General features: G+C 59.1%; 18 protein-coding genes. 5 read left to right on the forward strand and 13 right to left on the reverse strand.

The window, feature by feature from the left end:
* The first annotated feature begins 30 nt into the window (after window positions 1-30).
* The gene (locus ATI02_RS31085) at window positions 31-1,245 is read left to right on the forward strand and encodes an amino acid deaminase (protein WP_100848307.1); all 1,215 of its coding nucleotides are present in this window, start codon (window positions 31-33) and stop codon (window positions 1,243-1,245) included.
* Window positions 1,246-1,375: 130 nt separating this feature from the next.
* Entirely contained in the window at window positions 1,376-2,308 is a 933-nt protein-coding gene (locus ATI02_RS31090; RefSeq protein WP_100848308.1) for a sugar kinase, read from the forward strand.
* Window positions 2,309-2,421: 113 nt separating this feature from the next.
* Here the strand turns inward: ATI02_RS31090 and ATI02_RS31095 are convergent, their stop codons facing one another.
* The gene (locus ATI02_RS31095) at window positions 2,422-2,697 is read right to left on the reverse strand and encodes a peptidylprolyl isomerase (RefSeq protein WP_007912322.1); all 276 of its coding nucleotides are present in this window, start codon (window positions 2,695-2,697) and stop codon (window positions 2,422-2,424) included.
* A 52-nt stretch (window positions 2,698-2,749) separates the two neighbouring features.
* Window positions 2,750-5,287: a PAS domain-containing hybrid sensor histidine kinase/response regulator gene (locus ATI02_RS31100; RefSeq protein WP_100848309.1), complete on the reverse strand. Its 2,538-nt coding sequence runs from the start codon at window positions 5,285-5,287 to the stop codon at window positions 2,750-2,752.
* 132 nt (window positions 5,288-5,419) lie between these two features.
* Here ATI02_RS31100 and ATI02_RS31105 point away from each other — a divergent pair, with 132 nt between their 5' ends.
* Window positions 5,420-6,529, forward strand: a complete 1,110-nt coding sequence (locus ATI02_RS31105) for a PilT/PilU family type 4a pilus ATPase (protein ID WP_100848310.1) — start codon at window positions 5,420-5,422, stop codon at window positions 6,527-6,529.
* Window positions 6,530-6,662: 133 nt separating this feature from the next.
* Complete coding sequence (locus tag ATI02_RS31110; protein ID WP_146166106.1) at window positions 6,663-10,412, forward strand: hypothetical protein; 3,750 nt, start codon at window positions 6,663-6,665, stop codon at window positions 10,410-10,412.
* Window positions 10,413-10,450: 38 nt separating this feature from the next.
* On the opposite strand, the gene ATI02_RS31115 is transcribed toward ATI02_RS31110, so the two are convergent.
* The 10 genes from ATI02_RS31115 to ATI02_RS31160 all read right to left on the reverse strand — a co-directional run bounded on the left by ATI02_RS31115 (window position 10,451) and on the right by ATI02_RS31160 (window position 23,514).
* Window positions 10,451-12,406 (reverse strand): acetoacetate--CoA ligase, encoded by a 1,956-nt coding sequence (locus ATI02_RS31115; RefSeq protein ID WP_100848312.1) that lies wholly within the window; start codon window positions 12,404-12,406, stop codon window positions 10,451-10,453.
* A gap of 153 nt (window positions 12,407-12,559) precedes the next feature.
* On the reverse strand, window positions 12,560-13,333 hold the full coding sequence (gene hbdH, locus ATI02_RS31120; protein ID WP_095187288.1) for a 3-hydroxybutyrate dehydrogenase: 774 nt from the start codon (window positions 13,331-13,333) through the stop codon (window positions 12,560-12,562).
* A gap of 7 nt (window positions 13,334-13,340) precedes the next feature.
* The gene (locus ATI02_RS31125; RefSeq protein WP_100848313.1) at window positions 13,341-14,732 is read right to left on the reverse strand and encodes a GntP family permease; all 1,392 of its coding nucleotides are present in this window, start codon (window positions 14,730-14,732) and stop codon (window positions 13,341-13,343) included.
* Between the two features lie 286 nt (window positions 14,733-15,018).
* Window positions 15,019-16,434 (reverse strand): sigma-54 interaction domain-containing protein, encoded by a 1,416-nt coding sequence (locus ATI02_RS31130; RefSeq protein WP_095187286.1) that lies wholly within the window; start codon window positions 16,432-16,434, stop codon window positions 15,019-15,021.
* A 167-nt stretch (window positions 16,435-16,601) separates the two neighbouring features.
* Window positions 16,602-18,176 carry an ABC transporter ATP-binding protein gene (locus tag ATI02_RS31135; RefSeq protein WP_100848314.1) on the reverse strand — a complete coding sequence of 525 codons (1,575 nt, stop codon included), beginning with the start codon at window positions 18,174-18,176 and terminating at the stop codon, window positions 16,602-16,604.
* A gap of 9 nt (window positions 18,177-18,185) precedes the next feature.
* Entirely contained in the window at window positions 18,186-19,208 is a 1,023-nt protein-coding gene (locus ATI02_RS31140) for an ABC transporter permease (protein WP_100848315.1), read from the reverse strand.
* Window positions 19,208-20,269, reverse strand: a complete 1,062-nt coding sequence (locus ATI02_RS31145; RefSeq protein WP_095187283.1) for a microcin C ABC transporter permease YejB — start codon at window positions 20,267-20,269, stop codon at window positions 19,208-19,210. Before ATI02_RS31145 ends, ATI02_RS31140 begins: the two co-directional genes overlap by 1 nt.
* Window positions 20,269-22,137 (reverse strand): extracellular solute-binding protein, encoded by a 1,869-nt coding sequence (locus tag ATI02_RS31150; RefSeq protein WP_100848316.1) that lies wholly within the window; start codon window positions 22,135-22,137, stop codon window positions 20,269-20,271. Before ATI02_RS31150 ends, ATI02_RS31145 begins: the two co-directional genes overlap by 1 nt.
* Window positions 22,138-22,270: 133 nt before the next feature.
* On the reverse strand, window positions 22,271-22,552 hold the full coding sequence (locus ATI02_RS31155; RefSeq protein ID WP_007912303.1) for a peptidylprolyl isomerase: 282 nt from the start codon (window positions 22,550-22,552) through the stop codon (window positions 22,271-22,273).
* A 98-nt stretch (window positions 22,553-22,650) separates the two neighbouring features.
* Window positions 22,651-23,514 (reverse strand): lipase family alpha/beta hydrolase, encoded by an 864-nt coding sequence (locus ATI02_RS31160; protein ID WP_100848317.1) that lies wholly within the window; start codon window positions 23,512-23,514, stop codon window positions 22,651-22,653.
* A 336-nt stretch (window positions 23,515-23,850) separates the two neighbouring features.
* Between ATI02_RS31160 and ATI02_RS31165 the strand changes: the two genes are divergently transcribed.
* Window positions 23,851-24,930, forward strand: a complete 1,080-nt coding sequence (locus tag ATI02_RS31165) for a hypothetical protein (RefSeq protein ID WP_100848318.1) — start codon at window positions 23,851-23,853, stop codon at window positions 24,928-24,930.
* Between the two features lie 54 nt (window positions 24,931-24,984).
* Here the strand turns inward: ATI02_RS31165 and ATI02_RS31170 are convergent, their stop codons facing one another.
* Window positions 24,985-26,061, reverse strand: a complete 1,077-nt coding sequence (locus ATI02_RS31170; protein WP_100848319.1) for a 3-deoxy-7-phosphoheptulonate synthase — start codon at window positions 26,059-26,061, stop codon at window positions 24,985-24,987.
* Window positions 26,062-26,120 lie beyond the last annotated feature (59 nt).

Below are 26,120 nucleotides of genomic sequence, written 5' to 3' on the forward strand. Positions count from 1 at the left end.
CAGCCGCGAATGAATGCGAGGAGTTTGACCATGACGACTGCCATCAATACTGCTGTGGAAAAGGGCGATGCCGCCATCGGCGCGCACCTGGTACGAGACGTCAGCCTGCCGGCGCTGGTGCTGCACCGCGAGGCGCTGGAGCACAACATTCGCTGGATGCAGAAGTTCGTCAGCGACAGCGGCGCCGAACTGGCGCCCCACGGCAAGACCAGCATGACCCCGGCGCTGTTCAAGCGTCAGCTCGACGCCGGCGCGTGGGGCATCACCCTTGCCAGCGCGACCCAGACCCGTGCGGCTTATGCCCACGGCGTGCGTCGGGTGCTGATGGCCAATCAATTGGTCGGCACGCCGAACATGGCGCTGATTGCCGATCTGCTGGCGGATCCGTCATTTGATTTCTATTGCATGGTCGATCACCCGGACAACGTTGCCGACCTCGGCGCCTACTTTGCTTCGCGCGGCGTGAAACTCAACGTGATGATTGAGTACGGTGTGGTCGGCGGTCGTTGCGGGTGTCGCAGCGAGCAGGAAGTCATCGAACTGGCCAAGGCGATCAACGCGCAGCCAGCGCTGGCGCTGACCGGTATCGAAGGTTACGAAGGCGTGATTCACGGTGATCACGCGGTCAGCGGCATTCGCGAATTTGCCGCGTCACTGGTGCGTCTGGCGGTGCAATTGCAGGACAGCGGCGCGTTTGCCATTCCCAAGCCGATCATCACCGCGTCGGGGTCGGCGTGGTATGACTTGATCGCTGAGTCGTTCGAAGTGCAGAACGCGGGCGGGCGTTTCCTCAGCGTGTTGCGTCCGGGCAGTTACGTGGCGCACGACCATGGCATCTACAAAGAGGCGCAGTGCTGCGTGCTCGATCGTCGTAGCGATTTGCATGAAGGGCTGCGCCCGGCGCTGGAAGTCTGGGCGCATGTACAGTCGCTGCCGGAGCCGGGGTTTGCGGTGATCGCGCTGGGCAAACGTGATGTGGCATACGATGCCGGGTTGCCGGCGCCGTTGTTGCGTTACAAGGCTGGCGTGGTGCCGGCGGTGGGCGATGACGTCGGCGCGTGCAAGGTCACGGCGGTGATGGACCAGCACGCGTTCATGACGGTGGCGCCGGGCGTTGAATTGCGCGTCGGGGACATTATTTCCTTTGGTACGTCGCACCCGTGCCTGACTTTTGATAAATGGCGTGTGGGCTTGCTGGTGGATGAGCAGTTGTCGGTGATTGAAACCATGGAGACTTGTTTCTAAGGCTCTAGACCGAGGCGCCGCCATTCGCGAGCAGGCTCGCTCCCACAGGGATCGAACTCTAACTGTGGGAGCGAGCCTGCTCGCGAAAGCGCTTGTCCAGACACCATTGATCAACCAGAGACACCACAAAATGACCACCCTCAGCCCCTTGGGCCCCAACACCCCACGCATTGCCCTGATCGGCGAATGCATGATCGAACTGCAGCAGCGCGCCGATGGCAGCCTGCAGCAAAGCTTCGGCGGTGACACCCTCAACACCGCTGTCTACCTCTCCCGCGCTTTGGGCGACAAGGCTCAGGTCGATTACGTCACCGCGCTGGGCGATGACAGCTTCAGCGATGCCATGTGCCAGATCTGGACCAGCGAAGGCATTGGCCTCGATCTCGTACAACGCCTGCCGGGCCGTTTGCCGGGCCTGTATTGCATCCAGACCGACGCCAACGGCGAGCGGCGCTTTCTCTACTGGCGCAACGAAGCGGCGGTGCGTGATTGCTTCACCACCCCGGCCGCCGAACCGATTCTGGCGGCGTTGCCGGATTACGACGTGCTGTATTTCAGCGGCATCACCCTGGCCGTACTCGGTGCGCAGGGCCGCGAAAGGTTGATCCAGACCTTGCTCGAAGCGCGCCAGCGCGATGCTCGAATCGTCTTCGACAACAACTACCGGCCCCGTCTGTGGGCGTCACCCGAAGACGCACGAGCGGCCTATCGCAGCGTGTTGCCGCACATTGATCTGGCATTGCTGACGCTGGATGACGAGCAGGCGCTGTTCGGTTTTGCTGACTCCGAGACCGTGTTTGAGGCTTATGCGCAGATCGGCACGCCGGAAGTGGTGCTCAAGCGTGGCGCTGAAGCCTGTTTGATTCGTTGTGATGGCGAGTCATTCGAGGTGCCGGCGCAGAAGGTTGAAACGGTGGTGGACACCACGGCGGCAGGAGATTCGTTCAGTGCGGCGTATCTGGCCAGTCGACTATCGGGTGGCAGTCCGGCGGAGGCTGCCGAGGCCGGCCACCGATTGGCAAGCCAAGTGATTCAAGTGCCGGGTGCGTTGATTGCGAAGTAAACGCTCAATGGCCGCTTGCTGCGCAATCGGTTCGCGGGCAAGCCCGCTCCCACATTGGAGTACGTTCTCCTGTGGGAGCGAGCCTGCTCGCGAAGGGGGCCGAAAGCCATCCCCTAATCCCGGTAAAACACCTGCACCAGGTGATAACCGAATTTGCTCTTGATCGGCCCATGCACGGTGCGCAAAGGCTTCTTGAAAATCACCGCATCAATCGCGCCGACCATTTGCCCCGGCCGCACTTCACCCAGATCACCGCCGCGCTTGCCGGACGGGCAGGTGGAAAATTTCTTCGCCAGCACATCAAACGCTTCGCCCTTGGCAATGCGTTGTTTGAGCTGTTCGGCTTCTTCGGCGGTTTTCACCAGAATATGGCGGGCTTGGGCTTTCATCTTGCAGTACCTGATAACGGGGTGACGGCGGGGCGCGCGATTATGCCTCAAGTCACGCGGTTTGGTTGATCATCATGCGAATCTTGCTGGCCAGCAGTTCAATCGAAAACGGTTTGGCGACCATGTCCATGCCGTCCTCGAGAAAACCCTGTCGCTCGGCGGCTTTTTGCGCGTAACCGGTCATGAACAACACCTTCAGGCCCGGGCGATGCTGGCGGGCGATTTCCGCCAATTGCCGGCCGTTCATGCCCGGCAGGCCGACGTCGGTCACCAGCAGGTCCACGCGTAACGCCGATTCCAGCAGCGGCAGGGCGGTCTTGGCATCTTCGGCTTCGTGAGCCTGGTAACCCAGCTCCTTGAGCAGGTCGAGCACCAGCATGCGCACGGCCGGATCGTCCTCGACCACCACCACCGTTTCGCCGGTTTCGGCGGCTGCCGATTGCAGCGCCGGCGCGCTGGCCGGACGCTCGGGCTCCAGGCCGAACATTCGTGGCAAGAACAGCCGCACAGATGTGCCTTGGCCCGGCAGGCTGTCGAGGCTGATGTGGCCGCCTGACTGCTGGGCAAAACCATAAATCATCGACAGACCGAGGCCGGTGCCCTGACCGATCGGTTTAGTGGTGAAGAACGGATCAAATGCCTTGGCTTTGACCGACGGCGTCATGCCAGTCCCGTTATCGCTCACCGCGAGCATCAGGTAGTCGCCGGCCTTGACCGGTTCCAGCGTGGTGATGTCGCTGCCGTCGAGGTAGACGTTGGCCGTTTCGATCAGCAGTTCACCGCCCTCTGGCATGGCGTCGCGGGCGTTGATCACCAGGTTGAGCAGGGCGTTTTCCAGTTGACTGACGTCGGTGCTGACCGGCCACAGGTCATCGGCCAGCCGCAGTTTGAGGTCGATCGGGTCGCCTTTGGTGCGGCGGATCAGATCTTCCAGTGAGTGAATCAGCTCGTTGACGTTCAGTTGCTTGCGATCCAGCGACTGCCGCCGCGAGAACGCCAGCAACCGGTGGGTCAATGCGGCGGCGCGGTTGGCCGAGGCCACGGCGGCCTCAGTGAAGCGGCCAATCTCATTGGCGCGACCGTTGGCGATGTAACGCTGCATCAGGTCGAGGCTGCCAATGATCCCGGTGAGCATGTTGTTGAAATCATGGGCGATACCGCCGGTGAGTTGACCGACCGCTTCCATTTTCTGCGCATGACGCAGGGCGTCCTCGGCGCGTTCGCGTTCGAACATCTCGTTCTGCAGACGCTGGTTGGCCTGGGCCAGTTGCTCGGTGCGGGCAGTGACCCGCTCCTCCAGGGTTTCGTTAAGGTTGCGCAGCGCTTCTTCGGTTTTCTTGCGTTCGCTTTCGTCGATCACAAAGATGTAAAAGCCGTTGACCGCACCGTCGGCACCGTAGCGTGGCAGGTAATTCATCAGGGCATGGCGGCTGCTGCCATCGCGGTGCGGGGTGTACAGGCTGAATGAGCAGGAGCGCCCGGCCAGCGCCTCGGCAATGTACGGTGCGCGCAGAAAATAGGCTTCTTCACCGATCACTTCGCGAATCGTCCGGCCGTAGAGCTCCTGTGGCGTCAAACCATACCAGTCGAGGTAGGCCGCGTTGTTCAGGCGAAACCGCTCCTCGCAGTCGACGTAGCTGATCAGGATCGGCATGGCGTTGATGATCAACTGCAATTCGGTCTGGCTCTGACGCAGCGCCTGCTCGGTGTTTTTGCGTTCGGTCAGGTCCAGTGCGGCGCCGAGGAAACGCACCGGTCGGCCATGGTGATCCTTGTAGCAGCGCCCGCGCGCGAATACCCAGCGCAACTCGCCATTGGCTTGCAGCAAGCGATATTCCTCGGCGTATTCGGAGCCATGGGTGATGCAATGCTTGATGCTGCGCGCGATCATGGCGCGGTCTTCGGGGTGCACGCCTTGCAGGTAATCGCTGATCGGCAACTGCCCGGCCTGCGCCGGATCGATGCCGTGCAGCTGGGCGAAGTGCGCGTCAGCGATGAAGCGGTCTTCGCCGATGTCCCAGTCCCAGGTGCCGACGGCGTCGGTGGCGGCCAGCGCCAGTTGCAGGCGCTCTTCGGTTTCCCGTTGCACGCGCAGGCTTTCATCGGAGCGTTGTTGCAGTTCCAGAGCGATGCGCCGGCGTTCATTGGTTTCGATGGCGGTCACGAGAATACCGGCGACCTCGGCGGTTTCATCGCGAATCGGGCTGTAGGTCAGGTCGAGCCAGAAGTCGGCCTCCTTGCCATCGCGTTGCAGAGTGAAACGTCGCTCGCTGTAAGTGCGCACCTGGCCTTGCAGGACGGCGCGGTAAATCGGGTCAGTGAAGTCGTGCAGTTCCGGCCATGTCTGGTGCGCTGGCTGGCCGAACGCATAGGGATGCTTGCTGCCGGCGAGCAGGGCAAAGCCGTTGTTATAAATCTGCGTGAGTTGCGGCCCCCACAGCAACAGCATCGGCATCGGCGAGTGCAGCACGATGTCGACCGCCGTGCGCAGGCTTTGCGGCCAGGTGCTGGAGGCGCCCAGCGGGCTGTTGCTCCAGTCTGTGCGGGCAATCAGCGCCTGAGCGTCGTCGTTGGCGGGTGTAGCATTCATCACGTGAGTCCTGAGCGTCAGTCGGTAAGGCAGCGTCTACTATTGTTGCAAAGCGGTAGACGCAGTATGGCCCGTCGCGTCACGCGTCTGGCCATCTTCTGATCATTGAATGCTTCGCAGGTCATTTTTGCCATGGAAATCGATGCACTGTTGCAACAACTGGCCAGCCGGCATGGCTCCGATCTGTACCTGTCGACCGGCGCGCCGCCCAGTGCGCGTTTCCAGGGCGTGCTGAGCGCGCTGGGTGAGCAGCCTTTGAAACCCGGTGAAGTCGCCGCCATCGCCAACACCCTGATGGACGCCGAGCAGCGCAAGGAGTTCGACCGCGATCTGGAAATGAACCTGGCGATTTCACGACCGGGCGTCGGCCGCTTCCGGGTTAACCTGTTCAAACAGCGTAACGATGTGTCGATCGTGATCCGCAATGTCAAACTCGAAATTCCCCGCTTCGAAGACCTCAAACTGCCGCCGGTGCTGCTCGAAACGGTGATGATCAAGCAAGGCCTGATCCTGTTCGTCGGCGCCACCGACTCCGGCAAATCGACATCGCTGGCAGCGCTGATCGACTATCGAAACCGGCACAGTGCCGGGCACATCATCACCATCGAAGACCCGATCGAGTACATCCACCGGCACCAGTTGTCGATCATCAATCAGCGCGAAGTCGGCGTCGACACGCGCAGTTTTCATGCGGCGCTGAAGAACACCTTGCGCCAGGCCCCGGACGTCGTGCTGATCGGCGAGATCCGAGATCGCGAGACCATGGAACACGCGTTGGCGTTTGCCGAAACCGGACATTTGGTGCTCTCGACCTTGCACGCCAACAACGCCAATCAGGCGCTGGAGCGCATCATCAATATGTTCGCCGAAGAACGTCGTGCGCAGTTGCTGCATGCCTTGGGCAACAATCTGAAAGCATTTGTCTCGCAGCGCTTGGTGCGCACTGTTGACGGGCAACGCAGGGCCGCGGTTGAGGTGATGCTGGGTACGCCGACGATTGCTGATCTGGTGCGCCGTGGTGAGTTCGAGGAGCTTAAGCCAATGATGGAAAAATCCACGGAGTTGGGCATGCAAACATTTGATGAGGCGTTGTTTGCATTGGTCTGCGAAGGTGTGATCAATGAAGAAGAGGCTCTGAAGAATGCCGATTCAATCAATAACCTGAAATTGCGCTTTAAGTTAGCAGGCGGCGCGAAAAGTGTCCGTGAAGTACCGTCAGGCAACTGGGGTTTGATGGACTAATCGAATGCATTAGTTGTTTAATTGGCGGTGTTTGCAACAAGGTTAAATGTTTTTCAGGTGGCGTATTTTCAGTGCGGCCATTACAACTTCATCGAGCTGAATTGTTCAGCGTTTAACTTGATGAGGTGAATGTATGGGTGCAGTTAAAAGAAATAAAGTCTTCCAGTGGTCAACGATGGCCCTCGCCGAGTGGCAGAAAAAATCCGAGGCCGATTCCGCTGAGCGGCGCTTGGTTCTCGCCAGGCTGGAGGAGGCGTTAGATAATTATTCCGAAGATCAAGTCATCAGTTGGTTTGAACACCAAGTGGTGTTGCAGGAGGGGTCTTCGCTTTACGAAATGTATAACCCTGGCAGGCTCCTGCTGCTGCAGTTGCTCAGTACCAGCCCGGTATCCAGCGCCATCTCACAGTTGCGGGCGAGCTACGATGTTATCTGTGTAAAACCTGATGGAAAATTGCATTCGCTGTCGGACTCGGATTGGGTGAATGTGCTTTCGGACGATTACTTTCAATTCAATGAGTCAACGCATACCGAGGTGAAACTGATTTCGGAGATAGCCCGGGTAGCCGGTGGTTATATATGGCCTGATCTCGATATAACGCTTGATCAATGGTTTGCGTTTCATGGGATCACCGCTCCCATGAACACAGCAAAGCTGAGGCAGTTTATCGAGTTGTTCAAGTTCGATCCTCAGGTCAACGAGCCGGGCAACTACTGGGAGCACTTCGAAGCGGATGATCAGACGTCAGTCACGTTGGCCGATGAACAGTTTTCGGCCGTTCGCAACGCGACGACCAAACTCATTGGTGGCAAAAGTCTGCTGACAGTCCTGCATAACTTCACCTCGGGTTCTGCGATATCCCATGTACATGCAGCGCAGCGGATCACCGATTTTGTCAACTCAGAGAAGGCCCGGGCCCTCGCCATGAGTTATCTGAATGAACTGGGCTGGTTTGGCGCAGGTAAAGGTGAGGCGGTCTCGGATAACATCCTTCGGCAATTGCTGGTGACGGCGATCCTTCTTGATTTACATCCGTCGATTGAGCGCTTATCGCGGCGCAAGAACGTGTTCGGTCTTGAGTTGTATGCGCCGGGTAGCGTCGATTGTCATGCATCGGTTGTACGTGAGGAAGTGACGGCGTTTCTGCGGGCCAAGCTAAAAGTGGATGCCGATCTCGCGCCCCTGGCAACCCACTTGGTACTGGCGCGCGTTGCGCCGGAGTTCTTGGTCAAAGAAGTCCCGGCGTCGATCAACGTGGGGTCGATTGCCTGGATCAATTTTTGCCGCGCCGTCGCGTTGGTGGAGGCGACAAAAGCCGGTGCATCGCGCGTCCTGACCTACTCGCAGATCATGGATTATGCTGATCTGGAACCCATCAGTGATGCGCAGAAACATTTGCGCGATCTGGCGATGATTGACCCGATCATCGACTGGGCGCTGATTAATCGGGTGATCACTCGTGGCGAGCTTGAGCAGAAGGAGGAAGCCAGCACCCGACGTGCGATCGAAGCGTTCGAGCAGCACTCGGAGGCATTTGTCCAGATAGCCCGGGCTTTTTCGACAGCGTTACCCAGCAGGGCGAACATTGCCCGTGCCGCATTGAAAGTCGCCGCGCCGGGCTGCGACTCGCTGGATGAAAGAGCCCTCTCAGAGCAAGGTGGGCAGCGGGTCATGTCGATGGTCGATCTGCATCAGACGGGCGATATGGTCACTGGCAAATGGGACAGACGCACCTTACGCCTGCCTTCTAAGCAACCGATCAATTACAACCCTTCGGGTATCAGTCTCTACAAACGCTATCCCCAATTACTCAAGCTCACATCCTGTGAAGAGGAGATGGATCGGCAGATGGCTGTCTATCTGAAAGACCTCAACGGGGCCATGTTGTCGAGCGTAAAACTGGCGCTGGCGATGATGCCCGAGGAGGATTTGCGCGTATTCATGAGTGAGCGGATAAACTTTTTCACGGTGCGTGAATCAGCGATTTATAAGGCCGAACTGCCTCTCAGCGGTCCTCTTGGTTTAACGGTTGATAAAGAAACACAACAATCCAGAGATGCTGCCTCGGGGCGGTTTGGCCTTGTGATGTATGCGTCCTACAACAATACCTTCATCTGTTACGAGCTATTCACGTCTCGTGGGGAGTTCAGGAAAAACAAAGCGTTGGGTGACTGGATACTTCGCGAGCGGAAACTGGAACAACGTTCGAGGATGAACTGGCCGGCAGATCTGACAACCCAACTGACGGTAACTCACCCGCAAAACCTGCCGCTCAATGTGAAGTGTTATACCCATGCTGTTGCACCAGACCTGAAGGTCACCAACAGCATGGCCTTCATCGATAGGTTTGGTGCGCTGGAGGCCCCTGAAACACCTGCAAATCCCAAGCAAGGTTTTTATCAGCGGTTCAATGACCCGAGTATCGCGCGTATCGCCGAGTTCCTCGTCAACAACCGACCGTTCTTAAACGCTCAGGAACTCAGAACGCTGGTTCGCATACCTACGCCCCTTGAGGAATCCCTGGTGGAGGGCGAGCGATTGCTCACCTATTTCATCGACTTGGTGGTGCCGTTCAAGAAATGCATCGAGGACATTGCGTCCGGCGAGCGTGACAAAGTGATCGATGGGATCTATGGCTGTTTGATGGACGGTATCGGTCTGGTAGGAACGGTGGCAGGAGCAGGCTCGAAGGCGTTGAGCATTTCAGCCAAGGCCATTTCCACAACTTCAAAAGCAGCGCGTTTAACAAAACTGGCTTTCACTTCAGCGATTTCTCTTTTCAATCCGTTAGACGGCGTGCCGTCGGGCATTCAGTCGGGTTCAAAACTCGTCTACAAGGGCATGCTGCGCTTCAACGCCCATACGCACGAACTTCTCGCCCAGGCAAACAAACAGTTGCACAAGCTCAGTGGTCGCCGGCAATCCTGGGACTTGATCGAAAACGCCGGCAGCACGCATTTGGGGCTCGGCAGCTGGCGACCGCGCGGCGCCGCGAGCGACGCCGTTGCGGTTTTGGCCGCGCGCAGTGATAACAAATGGTACGCCTTGAATCGGCGCGGTAACCTGTGGGGCAAGCCACTGGATGGCTTTTCCTATAGCGCCCCCCTGCAAGTGCCTTACTCGCCGAAAACCCTGCCGGAAAGCTACACGCGAAGATTCATCGAGAAGAGTCTGCCCCGGGCTCGAGCGAAAATTGACAACGCCATTGACGCTTTTGCTCGACATGACTTCAAACGCGATTGCAGTCAGGTGATGACGACGTTATTCGGCGATACCTCCTCGGTTGCCACTGACCGTCTGGTGAATTATCTGCGCTTGATCCGTTTCGATTTTGCAGGATTTTCCCTGAGTAACATCGCGCTTGATGCCATCAAGGAACACAACACGCTCGCGGCGTTTGATGTGGACAGTTACAACCGCTGGAAAAACACGGGTGCCCGCAACGGGGCCGAGATTGCGTTTGTTGAAATCTATACAAAAAACCTCAACAAACACTTTGTCAGTCTGGGTTTCAACCACGATGTGGTGGCCGACGATCTGATCCACGAACTGTTCCACGCCAGCGCGCAAACCGACGATGTCGGCTATGCCACCGACGCAGAGATCGGCGGTGCAAACGGGCAACGACTGGATGTCACGCCATTGTTGAATATTGCATTGGGTTGCCTGCCGCTGTCAGAGGACGGGCCTGCCTGTCATGCACCGTCCAAAGCCTTTGCAAACGCTGATTCCCTGGCGGTGGCGACTTCGCTGCTGAGTCAGCTTTGCACCGATAAAGCCACCTATGACCGCAACATGGCGACCATCAGCGCAGCACTCCAGGCCAGGGGTGGCAAGGCCATTGCCCAGCCGGTAGTCATTACATTGAACAAACCGCAATGATTGTGCCGGCCTGCGGCTGACTCAATACCACTGCTGGCTCAAACCCTCAGCTCCGGCCGATCCCGAAACTGCTCCAGCGCTTCGGGATTGGCCAGCGCATCGGTATTCTTCACGGCTTGCCCGTGCACCACGTTTCTCACCGCAAGCTCCACCACCTTGCCACTGATGGTGCGCGGGATGTCGGTCACCGCGAGGATTTTCGCCGGCACATGCCGTGGCGTGGTGTTGGCGCGAACGACCTGACGGATCAGCTGTTGCAACGCTTCGTCCAGCTCGGTGCCATCCTTCAGACGTACGAACAACACCACGCGCACGTCATCCTGCCAGTGCTGCCCGATCGCCACGCTGTCGAGCACTTGCGGGACCTTCTCGACCTGACGATATATTTCTGCCGTGCCAATGCGCACACCGCCGGGGTTGAGGACGGCATCCGAGCGGCCGTGAATCAGCATCGCGCCGTGAGGCAGTTGTTCGGCGTAATCGCCTTGCGCCCATACGCCAGGAAACAGGCTGAAATAGGACTGGCGCAGGCGGCTGCCGTCGGGGTCGTTCCATAAGCCAATCGGTATGGCCGGGAAATGCCGGGTACACACCAGTTCACCTTTTTCACCGACCACTGGCTGGCCGGCGTCATTCCACACCTCAACCGCCATGCCCAGGCTTTTACCCATGATTTCGCCGCGCCGTACCGGCAGCAGCGGATTGCCATTGACGAAACACGAGACGATATCGGTGCCACCGGACATCGAGGCCAGGCACACATCCGTTTTGACGTCGCGATAGACGAAGTCGTAGCTTTGCGGCGACAACGCCGAGCCGGTACACAGCAGGGTTTTCAGGCTGCGCAGATCATGGCTGTCGCGAGGTTTGACGCCACTGCTTTCCAGTGTCGCGAGGAATTTGGGGCTGGTGCCGAACACACTGATGCGTTCATCGTCGATCAAATCGAGCAAACGTTCGTTGCCGGGGTGAAACGGCGAGCCGTCGTACAGCACCACGGCACTGCCGACGGCGAGCGCCGAGACCAGCCAGTTCCACATCATCCAGCCGCACGTCGTGTAATAGAACAGGCGGTCGCCGGGGCCGAGATCGACGTGCAAGCCGTGTTCCTTGACGTGCTGCAGCAGCACGCCGCCGGTGCTGTGCACGATGCACTTCGGCACCCCCGTGGTACCGCTGGAATACAGCACGTACAACGGATGATTGAACGGCACCGGGACGAAGCGCGGCTCATCGCCGGGCTGATAAAAATCACTCCACAGCGTCACATCGGCTGGCGTCCGGTAATCCTCGGCACGCGCCTCTTCGCGTGCGTAGGGCACGATGATCAACTGTTGCAGCGACGGCAGTTGCGCAAGGATTTCGTTGAGTTTGGCGGTCTGGTCGAGCGCCTTGCCTGCATAGCGATAGCCGGCGCAGGTGATCAACACTTTCGGTTCGATCTGACCGAAGCGATCGATCACCCCATGGGTACCGAAATCGGGTGAAGAGCACGACCAGATTGCACCCAGGCTGGTGGTCGCAAGCATCGCCACCAGGGTTTGCCAGGTGTTGGGCATGCACGCCGCCACCCGGTCGCCGAGTCCGATGCCGGCGGCTTGCAGACTGGTCTGAAAGCCGGCGACCTGATGCGCCAGTTCGGCCCACGTCAGTTGCTCGCGCTGACCGTTTTCCGCGACCGCGATGACAGCAACGGCATCGTCGCGGCGGCGCAGCAGATGTTCAGCGAAATTCAGGGTCGCGCCGGGAAACCATTCGGCACTGGGCATCTGTTGGCCTTCGCGCAGTACCGCGTCGGGCGGGCTATGAAAGCGGATATCGAAGAAATCGACGATAGCCTGCCAGAACGCTTCACGCTGCTCGACGCTCCACTGGTGCAGGGCAGGGTAGCCGTCAAGGTTCAGCGAATGACGCTGATTGATGAAGTGCCGGAACACGTCCATGCGCGAGTGGGCGATACGGTGGGCGTCGGGTTGCCAGAGGGCGTCGGACATTGCTTGCCTCTTGTTATCTGATTCGTACACACAAGCCAGGGTAGTCATCCCTTGTAGGAGTGAGCCTGCTCGCGATAGCGCTGTACCAGCCAACATCAAGATTGAATGTCAGTCCGCCATCGCGAGCAGGTTCACGCCTACAGGGATCGCAGGTTATTGCGCCAACCATCCGCCATCAATATTCCACGCCGCGCCACGTACCTGGCTGCCGGCTTCGCTGCACAGAAACAGCACCAGTTCGCCCAGATGCTGCGGCGTGACGAATTCCAGCGAAGGCTGTTTCTCCGCCAGCAGATCATGCTGCGCCTGCTGCGGATCAACCCCCGTGGCGGCGCGGTCATCGATCTGCTTTTGCACCAGCGGCGTCAACACCCAACCGGGGCAAATGGCGTTGCAGGTGACATTGCTGGTGGCGGTTTCCAGGCCGACGACTTTGGTCAGGCCGATCACCCCGTGTTTGGCGGCAACGTAAGCCGCTTTACCGGTTGATCCGACCTGGCCATGCACGGACGCAATGTTGACGATGCGCCCCCAACCTTTGCTGCGCATGCCCGGCAGGCTCAGGCGCGTGCTGTGAAACACCGAAGACAGGTTGATGGCGATGATCGAATCCCAGCGCTCGACGGGGAATTCTTCCACGGCGGCGACATGTTGAATTCCGGCGTTGTTGACCAGAATGTCGACGCCGCCGAACTCACGCTCGGCGTAGGCGATCATCTCGGCGATCTGCGCCGGGTCGCTGACATCGGCCGGGTGATGACCGACCTTGCCGCCAAACTGGCTGACCTCGGCAATCACTTTGGAGGCATCGCCGAAACCGTTGAGAATCAGGTTGGCGCCAGCCTTGGCCAGGCTCAGGGCGATACCCAGGCCGATGCCGCTGGTGGAGCCGGTAACCAGTGCGGTCTTGCCGGAAAGAGTGGTCATCAATACCTCACACAATGCCAGTGGCGTAGAAAGTGCCGATCACGACGAAAACCGCCAGGGTCTTGATCAGCGTAATACAGAAAATGTCTTTGTAGGCTTCACGGTGGGTCAGCCCGGTCACCGCCAGCAGGGTGATCACCGCGCCGTTGTGCGGCAGGGTGTCCATGCCGCCACTGGCCATCGCCGCCACCCGGTGCAGCACTTCCAGCGGAATGTTCGCTGCGTGCGCCGCACTGATGAATTGCTCGGACATCGCCGCCAGCGCAATGCTTATGCCGCCCGAAGCCGAGCCGGTGATACCGGCCAGCAACGTCACGGTGATCGCTTCATTGACCAATGGATTGGGGATTTGCTTGAGCCAGTCGGCCAGCACCAGAAAACCCGGCAACGAGGCGATCACCGCGCCGAAACCGTATTCGGACGCGGTGTTCATCGCCGCCAGCAACGCACCGCTGACCGCGCTTTTGCTGCCCTCGGCGAGCTTGCTGCGGATCGCCTGAAAGCCGAACGCCAGCACCATCACAATCCCGACCAGCAATGCGGCCTGCACGGCCCAGATCGCCGTCAGTTTGGCGATTTCGGTGGTTACCGGTGTGGTCATGCCTGGCAGTGCGAGGCTGTGGGTCTTGCCGTACCACTGCGGAATCCACTGAGTGAACAGCAGGTTCATGATGCCCACCGCCAGCAGTGGCGACAGGGCAATCCACGGGTTTGGCAGCTTGAGGTCTTCGGCGGTTTCCGGCTCGTTACGCAGTTCGGTGCCATAACCTTCACCGGCGCGCTGAGCCTTGTTGCGCTGACGCTGGAGGAACAGCATGCCGGCGCAGAACACGAAAATCGTGCCGATCACACCGAGCCATGGCGCGGCCCATGCGGTGGTATTGAAGAATGTACTGGGGATGATGTTCTGGATCTGCGGCGTGCCCGGCAGGGCGTCCATGGTGAACGAAAATGCGCCGAGGGCGATGGTCGCCGGAATCAGGCGCTTGGGAATGTTGCTCTGGCGAAACATCTCCGCCGCGAACGGATAAACCGCAAACACCACGACAAACAGCGAGACGCCACCGTAGGTGAGCAGGGCGCAGACCAGCACGATCACCAGCATGGCCTGCTTTGTGCCTAACAGGCGAATGGCCGCTGCAACGATTGAGCGCGAGAACCCAGAGAGTTCGATCAACTTGCCGAACACGGCACCGAGCAGGAACACCGGAAAATACAGTTTGATGAAACCGACCATTTTTTCCATGAACACCCCGGTAAACGCGGGAGCGACAGCGGACGGGTCGGTCAACAGGACAGCGCCGAGGGCAGCGATCGGTGCAAACAGGATGACGCTGTAGCCACGGTAGGCTGCCAGCATCAGCAGCGCGAGGGCTGCCAAGGCAATGATCACACTCATGGTGTGTCTCTCCAGGATTGTTATTTTTGTGGGTGAAACGGTTGTAGGCAAATCCGATAGCGAGATGCGTGCCAACTCATTAACTATCTGAAATATATGAATATTTTGTTATTTTTAAGAAAAAGATCGAGGTGTCTGTCTCAAATTGTGGATTTCTGTAGGCAAAAAAAGATCGCAGCCTGCGGCAGCTCCTACAGAGGGGATGCGAATTCCCATGTAGGAGCTGCCGCAGGCTGCGATCTTTTGATCTTCAATGGGGCATCTACAAGGAGAGATTGATATCTCCTTATTGAGACTCAGCAATCCCCAGCGCCACCATTTTTTTGTACAGCGTCGACCGCCCGAGCCCCAACCGAGCCGCCGCCTCCGGCACCTTACCCGCGCATTGCGCAAGCGCAGCCTGAATCAACTGCCGGTCAAAACGTTCCCGCGCCTGAGCGAATGTTTCCTCGGCCAGCGCTTCAACCAGCGGCTGCGAAGTACGCTCCACCGGGGTAAATGTGCCAATAGCCGCGCGGATGTCATGCTCGGTCAGCATCAAGTCATCACTGAGCAGCGCCGCCCGTTCCAGCACATTGCGCAACTCGCGAATATTGCCCGGCCAGGCATGCTGTCCCAGCAATGCCAACGCTTCACGGTGCAGTTCATGCTGACTGCGTAGCTCTTCAAGGATCGCTTCGCTGAGCGCGGGCAAATCGTCCAGGCGCTCACGCAGCGGCGGCACGTTGATCGGCAAGACATTGAGGCGGTAATACAGATCTGCGCGAAATTCGCCGCGTTTGATTGCCGCTTGCAGATCCGTCGACGTGGCGGCGATCACCCGCACATCGCTGTGAATCACTTCATTGGAGCCCACGGGCTCGAACTCCTTTTCCTGCAAGACGCGCAGCAATTTGCTTTGCAGTGGCAGCGGCATGTCGCCAATTTCGTCGAGGAACAACGTGCCACCCTGAGCGATCTGCAGTTTGCCGGTGCGCCCCTTGCGATCAGCCCCGGTGAAGGCCCCCGGCGCCGTGCCGAAGAACTCGGCCTCCAGCAACGCCTCGGGAATCGCCGCGCTGTTGATGCTGACAAACGCCTTGTGCGCCCGCGGCGAGGCGCTGTGAATCGCTTGAGCGAGCAGCTCCTTGCCGGTACCGGTTTCACCGAGCAGCAACACTGGCGAGTCAGCACTGGCGCTGCGCCGGGCGCGACGTTTGACTTCGAGGCTGGCGGCGCTGGTACCAATGAAGTGGGCAAAGTTGTATTTGGTCTGGCGCGCCCGCAGCAGGGAGCGGGTCGAGGCCAACTCTTCCTGCATGCTCAGGTAGCGTTTGAGCATCGGCGACAAGGTTCGCAACTCGTCGAACAGGGCAAAGCCGATGGCACCGATCACGCTGCCGGCGTCGTCGTGGATCGGCAGGCGCATGACCACCAGCGGTTCTTTCGGTGTGTCCTGCATGTCGAGCAAAATCGGTCGCCCGGTGCGCACCACTTCACGCAACAGGCTGCCGGGGATCACGCTTTCACAGGGCTTGCCGATGGCCCCTTCGGCCGACGCCAGACCAAAACGCCGGGCGTAACGCTCGTTCATCCAGACGATATTGGCGTCGCGATCAACAATCACCGTGCCTTCGCTGGACTGCTCGATGATCTCGAACAGCGAGCGGATCGCCAGGGTGCGGACTCGCTGGTAGTCCTTGAGGCTTTCGGTGGTGTTCATGGAGGCTGATCCTGATTATATGTTGCCAGTGCCGGCCTCTTCGCGAGCAAGCCCGCTCCCACAGGTTTCTCGGTTGCTCACAAAAATCGTGTACACGCGAAAATTCTGTGGGAGCGGGCTTGCTCGCGAAGGCCGCGCCGCGGTCCCAAGTCATGCGCAGATTATGCCTACCCCGGATGCGCCGCCGCCAACAGCTCTTTGGTATACGGATGCTGCGGCGAGTCAAACACCTCATGACTGGCGCCACGTTCGACCACTTTGCCGTCCTTGATCACGATCATGTCGTGAGCCAGTGCACGTACCACCGCCAGATCGTGACTGATAAACAAATAGGTCAGGCCATGTTTTTCCTGAAGCTGGCGGAGCAGGGCGACCACTTGTTTCTGTACCGTGCGATCGAGTGCCGAGGTCGGTTCATCGAGCAGGATCAGCGCCGGTTTCAGCACCAGCGCGCGGGCGATGGCGATGCGCTGGCGTTGCCCGCCGGAAAACTCGTGGGGATAGCGATGTCGGCTCTGCGGGTCGAGACCGACCTCTTTGAGCACACCGATCACTTGCTCGTCGCATTCGTCGGCAGTGGATTGGCAATGCACCTCCAGGCCTTCGCTGATGATCTGTGCCACCGACATTCGCGGGCTGAGGCTGCCGAACGGATCCTGAAACACTACCTGCATCTGCCGGCGCCAGGGTCGTAGTTGCTTCTGGTTGAGACCGTCGAGCGCTTCACCCTGAAAACGGATGCTGCCTTCGGAGTCGAGCAGGCGCAGGATCGCCTGACCCAGCGTCGACTTACCCGAGCCAGACTCACCGACGATGCCCAAAGTCTTGCCGCGCTGGATGTTCAGGCTGATGCCGTCGACCGCGCGCAGGTATTGCTTGCGCTGAAACAATCCTGCGCCGACGACAAACTCAACCTTCAGGTTTTCGACTTCGAGCACATTTTCGCGCTCATCCCGGGGCAGCGCTTCGCCTTCGGGTTCAGCGTTAAGCAGCACGCAGCTGTAAGGATGCTTCGGCTCGGTAAACAGGGTTTCGCAGGGTGCTTGCTCGACGATCTCACCCGCCTTCATCACACAGACGCGCTGGGCAATGCTGCGCACCAGATTAAGGTCGTGGCTGATCAGCAGCAGCGACATGCCCAAACGTTGTTGCAGGGATTTGAGCAACAGCAAAATCTTGCGTTGCACGGTGACGTCGAGTGCCGTGGTCGGCTCGTCGGCGATCAACAACTCTGGCTCGCAAGCCAGGGCCATGGCGATCATTACCCGTTGCCGCTGTCCCCCGGACAGTTGATGCGGATAAGCCTTGAGACGCTCCTTGGGTTTCTGGATACCCACCAGTTCGAGCAGTTCGACAATGCGCTTTTGCGCGGCTTTGCCGCCGAGGCCGCGGTGCAGCAGCAGGGTTTCGCCAATCTGCTTTTCGATTGTGTGCAGCGGATTGAGCGAGGTCATCGGCTCCTGAAAGATCATCGCGATGCGGTTGCCCCGCAGTTCACGCAAGACCTTGGGGTCGGCGCCGAGCAGTTCCTGCCCGCGATAGCGAATGCTGCCGGTGGTTTGCGCTTCGCTGTCGGGGAGCAGTTGCAGAATCGAATGGGCCGTCACCGATTTGCCCGAGCCCGATTCGCCGACCAGCGCCAGGCACTCGCCGGGGCGAATGTCCAGGCACAGGTCGCGCACCACGTTCTGGCCATGGAAGGCAACGTTGAGATTACGGATTTCAATCAGGTTGTCAGTCATGGCCACGCTTCAGGATCGAGGGTCGAAGGCGTCACGCAACGCTTCGCCGATGAACACCAGTAAAGAAAGAATCAGCGCCAAAGTGAAAAACGCTGTCAGCCCAAGCCACGGTGCTTGCAGATTCTGCTTGCCCTGGCCGATCAGTTCGCCCAGCGAGGCACTGCCGGCCGGCATGCCGAAACCGAGGAAGTCCAATGCGGTGAGGGTGGAAATCGCCCCGGTCAGAATGAACGGCAGGTAGCTCAGCGTGGCGTTCATGGCGTTGGGCAGAATGTGCCGCACGATCACTTTGCGGTCAGTCAAACCCAATGCTCGCGCGGCTTTGACGTATTCCAGATTGCGCCCGCGCAGGAACTCGGCACGCACCACGTCGACCAGTGCCAGCCAGGAAAACAACGCCATGATTCCCAGCAACCACCAGAAATTCGGCTCGACGAAACCGGAGAGGATGATCAGCAGGTACAGCACCGGCAACCCCGACCACACCTCAAGCAGGCGTTGCCCGATCAAATCGACCCAGCCGCCGTAGTATCCCTGTAACGCACCGGCGGCGATACCGATCAGGGCGCTGACAGCCGTCAGCATCAGGGCAAACAGAATTGACACCCGCGCGCCGAAAATCACCCGTGCCAGCACATCCCGCGACTGGTCGTCGGTGCCTAGCCAGTTGACTGCCGTGGGCGGACTCGGTGCCGGTTTGGTGAGGTCGTAATTCGGCGTGTCGTCGCTGAACGGAATCGGTGGAAACAGCAGCCAGCCGCCGTCCTTGCGGATCAGGTTCTGCACGTAGTCGCTGCGGTAGTCGGCCTGGAACGGTAGTTGTCCGCCGAATTCCTGCTCGGTGTAGCGCTTGAACACCGGGAAGTACCACTGGCCCTGATAGCTGACCAACAGCGGCTTGTCATTGGCGATCAACTCGCCACCCAACGTGAGGATAAACAGACCGATAAACAGCCACAGCGACCACCAGCCACGGCGGTTTTTCTTGAATCGCTCGAAGCGGCGACGGCCCAACGGCGAGAGCTTGAACATCAGGCGTTCCTCGCGGCGAAGTCGATGCGCGGATCGACCAGGGTGTAACAGAGGTCGCCGATCAGTTTTATCAGCAGGCCGAACAGGGTGAAGATGAACAACGAGCCGAATACCACCGGGTAGTCCCGGGAGACGGCGGCTTCGTAGCTCATGCGGCCGAGGCCGTCGAGGGAGAAGATCACTTCGATCAGCAAGGAGCCGGCGAAGAACACGCTGATGAAGGCCTGGGGAATGCCCGAGACCACCAGCAGCATCGCATTGCGAAACACATGCCCGTAGAGCACGCGGCGTTCGCTCAGGCCTTTGGCCCGGGCAGTGACCACGTACTGGCGAGTGATTTCATTAAGGAACGAGTTCTTGGTCAGGATCGTCAGAGTCGCAAAACCACCGATGACCAGCGCCGTCACCGGCAACACCAGGTGCCAGAAATAGTCGGCGATCTTGCCGAGGGTCGACAGCGAGTCGAAGTTGTCCGACACCAGCCCACGCACCGGGAACCAGTTCAGCGACGTGCCGCCGGCGAACACCACGATCAGAAACATCGCAAACAGGAACGCCGGCATTGCGTAGCCGATGATGATCGCCGTGCTGCTCCAGATATCGAAATGACTGCCGTGGTGCACGGCTTTGCGGATGCCCAGCGGGATCGACACCAGGTAGGTGATCAGCGTCGCCCACAGTCCGAGTGAAATGGTCACCGGCATTTTTTCCAGGATCAGGTCAGTGACCGTGGCACCGCGAAAGAAGCTTTTGCCGAAGTCCAGTTGCGCATAGTTCTTGAGCATCAGCCACAGGCGCTCATGGGCGGGCTTGTCGAAGCCGTACTGTTTTTCGATGTCCTTGATCAATTGCGGATCGAGGCCCCGGCTGGCGCGAGAGGTGCCGCTCATGGTTTCGCTCGCGCCGCCGCCGACACTGGCGCCGCCGATGCCTTGCAAGTGCGCGATGGCCTGTTCGACCGGACCACCAGGCGCGGCTTGAATAATCACGAAATTGACCAGCAGGATGATCACCAGCGTCGGAATGATCAGCAGCAGACGCCGCAGTATGTAACCCCACATCAGTGCGGCCCTCCGGGTCTGCCGCGCGAGATCTTTTCAGCGGTCATCTGTTGATTGGTCAGCGGTGTGCGGCTGATTTCCCACCAGCTCTCGATTGCCTCGTCATTGCTCGCCTGCACCGACGGAATGCCGAAACGGTTCCACCAGACGGTTGAAGTGCCCGGCGGATAGTAGTTGGGGATCCAGTAGTAGTTCCATTGCAGTACGCGGTCCAGCGCATGGGCGTAGTGCAGCATGTCGGACTGCGTCGAGGCGCGGATCAGGCCGTTGATCAAGGTGTCGACCGCCGGATTTTTCAACACCATGTAGTTGTTGGCCCCCGGATCGTTGGCCGACGCTGAACCGAAGTAGTTGAGCAACTCGCCACCCGGAGAAGTGGTGACGGGGTAGCCGGTGACGATCATGTCGTAATCGCGGCTCATCAGGCGATTGACGTATTGCGAGGAGTCGATGCGGCGGATATTCAACTCGATGCCGATCTGTTTCAGCGTGCGCTTGTATGGCAGCAGCAGGCGATCCAGGCCGTTCTGGCTGACCAGAAAGGTAAATCTCAGTGGCTCGGCTTCGGCGTTTACCAGTTGATCACCCTTGGGTTTCCAGCCGGCCTGCTCAAGCAGCTCAAGGGCTTGCAACTGCTTGTCGCGGATCAGGCCGCTGCCATCGGTTTTTGGCGCTTCGAAAACTTTTGTGAAAACTTCGTCGGGAACCTGTCCGCGCAGCGGCTCAAGGATTTTCAACTCTTGCGCATCGGGCAGTTCCCGAGCCTCGAGTTCGGTATTGGAAAAGTAGCTTTGCTGGCGGATGTACAGGTTGCGCATCATCTGCCGGTTGCTCCACTCGAAATCCCACAGCATGGCCAGCGCCTGGCGCACACGCCGATCCTGGAACATCGGCTTTTGCAGGTTGAACACAAAACCCTGGGCGGACTGCGGGGCCTCAGTCGCCAGGTGGGCCTTTTGCAGGCGTCCGTCGCTAAGGGCAGGGCTGTCGTAGCCGATGGAATAACCGGTGGCGGAGAACTCACGGTTGTAATCGTAGGCGCCCCCGCGCAGCACTTGGCGCGCAACGTCGGTGTCGCCGAAATACTCGATGCTGAAGTGGTCGAAATTGTACAGGCCGCGACTGACCGGCAGATCTTTGCCCCACCAGTCGGGATTGCGTTCGAACGTGATGCTGCGCCCCGAATCGACTTTGCCGACGCGATAGGGGCCGCTGCCCAAGGGCGGCTCGTAACCACCGCCGCCGGCGAAGTCGCGACTCTTCCACCAATGTTCGGGGAACACCGGCAGGGTCGCGATATCCAGTGGCAGGGTGCGGTTTTCGTTGCTCTTGAAGTCGAAGCGCACGGTCAATGGCGCTTCCACTTCGACGCCTTTGACGTCGGCGAACTGAGTGCGATAACGCAGGCTGCCCTGGGTCATCAACAGATCGTAGGTGTAGCGCACATCTTCAGCGGTGATCGGTTTGCCGTCAGCGAAACGCGCCTTGGGATTGATGAAGAAGCGCAGCGACAGGCCGTCGTCCGAGCGTTCCATCTTTTGCGCGACCAGACCGTAAACGGTATAGGGCTCATCCATCGAACGCTGGGCCAGCGGCGAATACAGCAAGCCGTCAACCTGGGTGACGCCGATGCCTTTATCTATATAAGGAAGGATGTGGTCGAAGTGACCGATTTCGATCGCCGAGCGGCGCATCGTTCCGCCCTTGGGGGCCTGCGGGTTGGCGTAGTCGAAGTGACTGAAGCCTGCGGGGTACTTGGCGGGTTCGCCATACACGGTCAACGCATGTTGCGCTGCAGCGTTCACACCGGCGGCGCCCGACAGCAGGGCGAGGGCGGTGAGCATCAATGTGGGGAAAACCAGTCGCATTGTCAGCCTTGGAACCGGGTAATCGATAAGCGCAAGTTGTACGCGAGAGGCGCGTCAGTCGCCAGCCGTATGTGTAACTGAAACACAACGGCCCACCATAAGGCGGGCCGTTGGACAGCAATCAGGCGACGGATCAGTCCTGACGGCTGGTGACTTCCAGCAGGTGATAACCGAACTGGGTCTTCACCGGGCCTTGCACGACGTTGATCGGCGCGCTGAAAACCACGGTGTCGAATTCCTTGACCATCTGGCCAGGACCGAACGAGCCCAGATCACCGCCCTGACGGCTGGACGGGCAGGTGGAGTTGGCCTTGGCGACTTCGGCGAAATCAGCGCCGCCTTCGATCTGGGCCTTGAGTTCGTTGCACTTGTCTTCGCTGGAAACCAGGATGTGGCGGGCAGTGGCTTTAGCCATGATGAAACTCTCCAATCTATTTCAGTAAAGTGCGGAGCCTACCGGATTCAGTGGGCGAATTCTCGGCAAAGTTCCGTTCGGTCGCTTCGAAGGTTTGTTCATAGATAAGCTGCCTGCAAGCGGGCGGCGTGCTCGACATAGAGCTCGATCGGGTCGAGATGGGCGGAACTCTTGCCGGCAGTACGACGCAGGCTGCCCAGATGGTCGAACGGATAGTCGGAGCGAATCACTGTGCCCAGGTGCGAGCTGAAACGGCCGACGAAGCCGTCATTGTGTTGCGCTTCGGTGGTGAAAAAAGCCGCCAGCCCCTGACACGCCTTCTGGATCGGATCGAGTGTTTGAGTGGTCTGCAGCGTGCCGCTCCAAGAGTAATAATAGACACCGTTGACTTCCCCGGCCCCGTTCCCGCCCCATGTGTCGGGCAATCCCTGCGGATATTTGTCGTTGAATTCGCCCACACCCTCGGTCGTCAATGCATTGAGTGCTGCCAGCGCATTTTGCGGCAAGGTCAGGTTGCCGCTGAGCAATGACAGAAAGTCGGAGAAGCGTGTTGCGACATTCTGCGCAACTACCTCTGGCAGGCGCCCGGGAATCAGCGCCTTGCGCAGGAAGTCCGCCAGCTCCGAGCCGTGGTTCGGACCGCTGACCGAAGTCACCGAGGCCACTGCGTGTGGTGCAAGCGCCGCCGCAAATCGAGCGGCCAATGCGCCTTGGCTGTGACCAATGAGATTGACTTTACTGGCGCCTGTGCCCTGCAGTACGCGATCAATCTGGGCGAGCAACTGTTCGCCCCGTACTTCATTGCTGTGGGTGGCCGAGAGGTGCGGTACAAACACTCGGTTGCCAGCGGTTTTCAACGCGTCCTTGACGTCTTGAAAAAGTTCGAAGCTGCCGATGCGTTCGAAGCCGAACAGGCCATGTACCAACAGGATGGGATAACGAGTTGTAGCATTCCGTTGCATGTTCTTACCTTTTTCGCAGAAGTTCGTCGGAGAAATCTGTTGGGCACTCTAAAACACTCATCTCGTTGAAGATGTACGAAGAGGCTTCACAGGGCAGTGGAATCCGCATTAGGGCTTGTAGGGGATTTCCGATATTTGCGAAATACGAATCGGAACTTCTGGACGTCCGCAGCTTGAATGCATGGTTTTTCGTGCCACTTGCCTACTTGAACAGATGCTTTTGCCGCGTGCCTGCGGTGCATCGAACTGACATCGATATCGCGAAGAGTGGCGTTCAATGGGCATTGCCGACGTCGTCAATGAAGACGGCGCCTTATCCAAGGAATGGAACCACTCATGACCTCTCATGAAATCGAATCCCGCTACCGCACCTGCCATCCCGTCAACCTGTGTGTGTCAGCCGATCTGCTGCCCGCCGCCACCCTCGACGCCCTTGAAGGAAGTGTCCTTGATCCTTCCCTGAGCAAAGTCGTGGTTCGCGTGGCGCCTTACACAGACATGGCGTGTGGCGATCAGTTGATACTCCGATGGGACGGCCTGGATATCGAAGGCTTTTCGTATCAGTACGAGAGTGTCCGATACGTCAGCGAGGCTCAGGTTGGCAAAGACGTCATATTCGTGATCAAAGGCCTGCACGTTGCTGCTCTGGATGGTGGTTCGCTCCAGCTCTACTGGATGCTTGTCAGTACTCGATGGCCGGAGCCGATACCGTCTGTTCGCCAGCAACTGACTGTCGGGGATGCCCGGATCCAGCTTCGCGCGCCACAGGTTGAAAGCGTGATGAGTGGCGCACTGAATCCGGACACGGTGGTCGAGGGCGCGCTGGTCACGCTTCAGCCATACGCCCGCATGGCGCCAGGAGACAAGGTGTCGCTGTTTTGGCGAGGAGAAACATCGCCCGTGTCTTTCAATGACACGTTGAGGGTTGAAGCCTTTGCCGTTGGCGAAGTGCTGTCATTCTGGATCGATCCGCTGTGTATCGTTGCCCATCTAGGCGGCGAGGTGAGCGTAAGTTATCGAGTCGAAAAAACATCCGGAACGCTTGAGGAATCCGAGGTGTCGAGGATTCTCGTTGGTCCGGTCCTGCGCGAGGAACCAGGCGCACCCGAGGTACTTGAAGCGGCGGATGGCGTGCTGTCGGTGGCGGACGCGATCGATGGGGTGACCATCGTGATCGGCAATGTACAGGCGCAAGAAGGGGAGCTGATTTATCTCAAGTGTGACGGTGAGCTTTTCAATCACCGGGACGACCGGGAAATCACCCGTGACACGGCTGGCCAGCCGCTGGTATTCATCGTGCCTCACCGATTCTGGCGTGAACATCTGAGCTCAACGATACGCGTGAGTTATACGGTGGAGCGTTTGGACGATGTCAGTCAGACGTCTGCGGTAACGCTGGTACGCGTAGACGGCTGATAACCCCATGTCCGTCCTCCGGTTTTGAATGATGCCGGAGGACGGCTGGTGGCGTCAGCCCTGTACGTTTGCGGCGAGGCGCTGCGCCGCATCCAGAAGCAAGCGCTCCGTTGCGTTGAAGCCAAGGCAGCCATCGGTCACCGAAACTCCGTAGCGCAGTGAAGCGCTCAAAGGCTGGCAGCCCTCGAACAGGTGGGACTCCAGCATCATGCCGATCAGCGAGCGATCGCCGCGCAAGCGTTGTTCGAGTACATCGTTGAAGACTGCAGGCTGGCGCAGGGGATCCTTGCCACTGTTGGCGTGGCTGCAATCGACCATGATTCGGCCCGGTATTTTCAAACGGATGAGATCGGCGTGAATCCGTTGGACGCTGACGCGATCGTAATTGGGCCCCTGATGACCGCCGCGCAATACCAGATGGGTGTCCGGATTGCCGGGAGTTTGAATGATCGCCGGATGGCCCTGGCTGTCGACGCCAAAGTGACGGTGCGGGTGGGCTGCCGAGCGCATGGCATCAGCAGCAATGGCGACACCGCCGTCGGTACCGTTTTTGAAACCGACCGGCATGCTCAGGCCGCTGGCCATTTCACGATGGATCTGCGATTCGGTTGTCCTTGCACCGATGGCCACCCAGGTCAACAGGTCGTCGAAGTAGCCGGCCGCCATGGGTTGCAACAATTCGGTAGCTACCGGCAAGCCAAGGCTGATCATTTCCAGCATCAGTTCGCGCGACAGCGTCAGGCCTGCGCCCATGTCATCACTGCCATCCAGATGCGGGTCATACGCCAGGCCTTTCCAGCCGACGGTGGTTCGTGGTTTTTCGACATAGGCGCGCATCACCAGGAGCATTTCGTTGCTGACCTGCTCGGCGAGGCGGGCGAGTTTTTCAGCGTATTCGCGGGCGGATTGCGCATCGTGGATCGAACAGGGGCCGACGATCACCAGCAGACGCTGGTCTTCGCCATTGAGAATCGCGCGGACCGCCTGGCGGTGGGCGGCGATCTGATGACTCAAGGCATTGGTCAAAGGCAATTGCTGCTTGAGTTGCAACGAGCTGGGTAGACGCAATGTCAGTGCTTCGTTGGCGCAGTCACGGGTGGTCAGTGGCAGAGCAGAAACGGACGAGTTCATATTCGGTCTTCCTGGGCTGGCGGCGGGTACTTCCCGCTCATTCGGCCGCTATTGGGATG

It is taken from the genome of Pseudomonas baetica, from assembly GCF_002813455.1.
Taxonomy (GTDB): Bacteria; Pseudomonadota; Gammaproteobacteria; order Pseudomonadales; family Pseudomonadaceae; genus Aquipseudomonas; species Aquipseudomonas baetica.

Coding starts and splice junctions, on each gene's coding strand:
- ATI02_RS31115 (WP_100848312.1), bottom strand. CDS start 12,406: ATGTCCGACGCCCTCTGGCAACCCGACGCCCACCGTATCGCCCACTCG.
- ATI02_RS31135 (WP_100848314.1), bottom strand. CDS start 18,176: ATGACTGACAACCTGATTGAAATCCGTAATCTCAACGTTGCCTTCCAT.
- ATI02_RS31150 (WP_100848316.1), bottom strand. CDS start 22,137: ATGCGACTGGTTTTCCCCACATTGATGCTCACCGCCCTCGCCCTGCTG.
- ATI02_RS31145 (WP_095187283.1), bottom strand. CDS start 20,269: ATGTGGGGTTACATACTGCGGCGTCTGCTGCTGATCATTCCGACGCTG.
- ATI02_RS31085 (WP_100848307.1), top strand. CDS start 31: ATGACGACTGCCATCAATACTGCTGTGGAAAAGGGCGATGCCGCCATC.
- ATI02_RS31170 (WP_100848319.1), bottom strand. CDS start 26,061: ATGAACTCGTCCGTTTCTGCTCTGCCACTGACCACCCGTGACTGCGCC.
- ATI02_RS31140 (WP_100848315.1), bottom strand. CDS start 19,208: ATGTTCAAGCTCTCGCCGTTGGGCCGTCGCCGCTTCGAGCGATTCAAG.
- ATI02_RS31125 (WP_100848313.1), bottom strand. CDS start 14,732: ATGAGTGTGATCATTGCCTTGGCAGCCCTCGCGCTGCTGATGCTGGCA.
- ATI02_RS31095 (WP_007912322.1), bottom strand. CDS start 2,697: ATGAAAGCCCAAGCCCGCCATATTCTGGTGAAAACCGCCGAAGAAGCC.
- ATI02_RS31105 (WP_100848310.1), top strand. CDS start 5,420: ATGGAAATCGATGCACTGTTGCAACAACTGGCCAGCCGGCATGGCTCC.
- ATI02_RS31130 (WP_095187286.1), bottom strand. CDS start 16,434: ATGAACACCACCGAAAGCCTCAAGGACTACCAGCGAGTCCGCACCCTG.
- ATI02_RS31155 (WP_007912303.1), bottom strand. CDS start 22,552: ATGGCTAAAGCCACTGCCCGCCACATCCTGGTTTCCAGCGAAGACAAG.
- ATI02_RS31160 (WP_100848317.1), bottom strand. CDS start 23,514: ATGCAACGGAATGCTACAACTCGTTATCCCATCCTGTTGGTACATGGC.
- ATI02_RS31110 (WP_146166106.1), top strand. CDS start 6,663: ATGGGTGCAGTTAAAAGAAATAAAGTCTTCCAGTGGTCAACGATGGCC.
- ATI02_RS31090 (WP_100848308.1), top strand. CDS start 1,376: ATGACCACCCTCAGCCCCTTGGGCCCCAACACCCCACGCATTGCCCTG.
- hbdH (WP_095187288.1), bottom strand. CDS start 13,333: ATGACCACTCTTTCCGGCAAGACCGCACTGGTTACCGGCTCCACCAGC.
- ATI02_RS31165 (WP_100848318.1), top strand. CDS start 23,851: ATGACCTCTCATGAAATCGAATCCCGCTACCGCACCTGCCATCCCGTC.
- ATI02_RS31100 (WP_100848309.1), bottom strand. CDS start 5,287: ATGAATGCTACACCCGCCAACGACGACGCTCAGGCGCTGATTGCCCGC.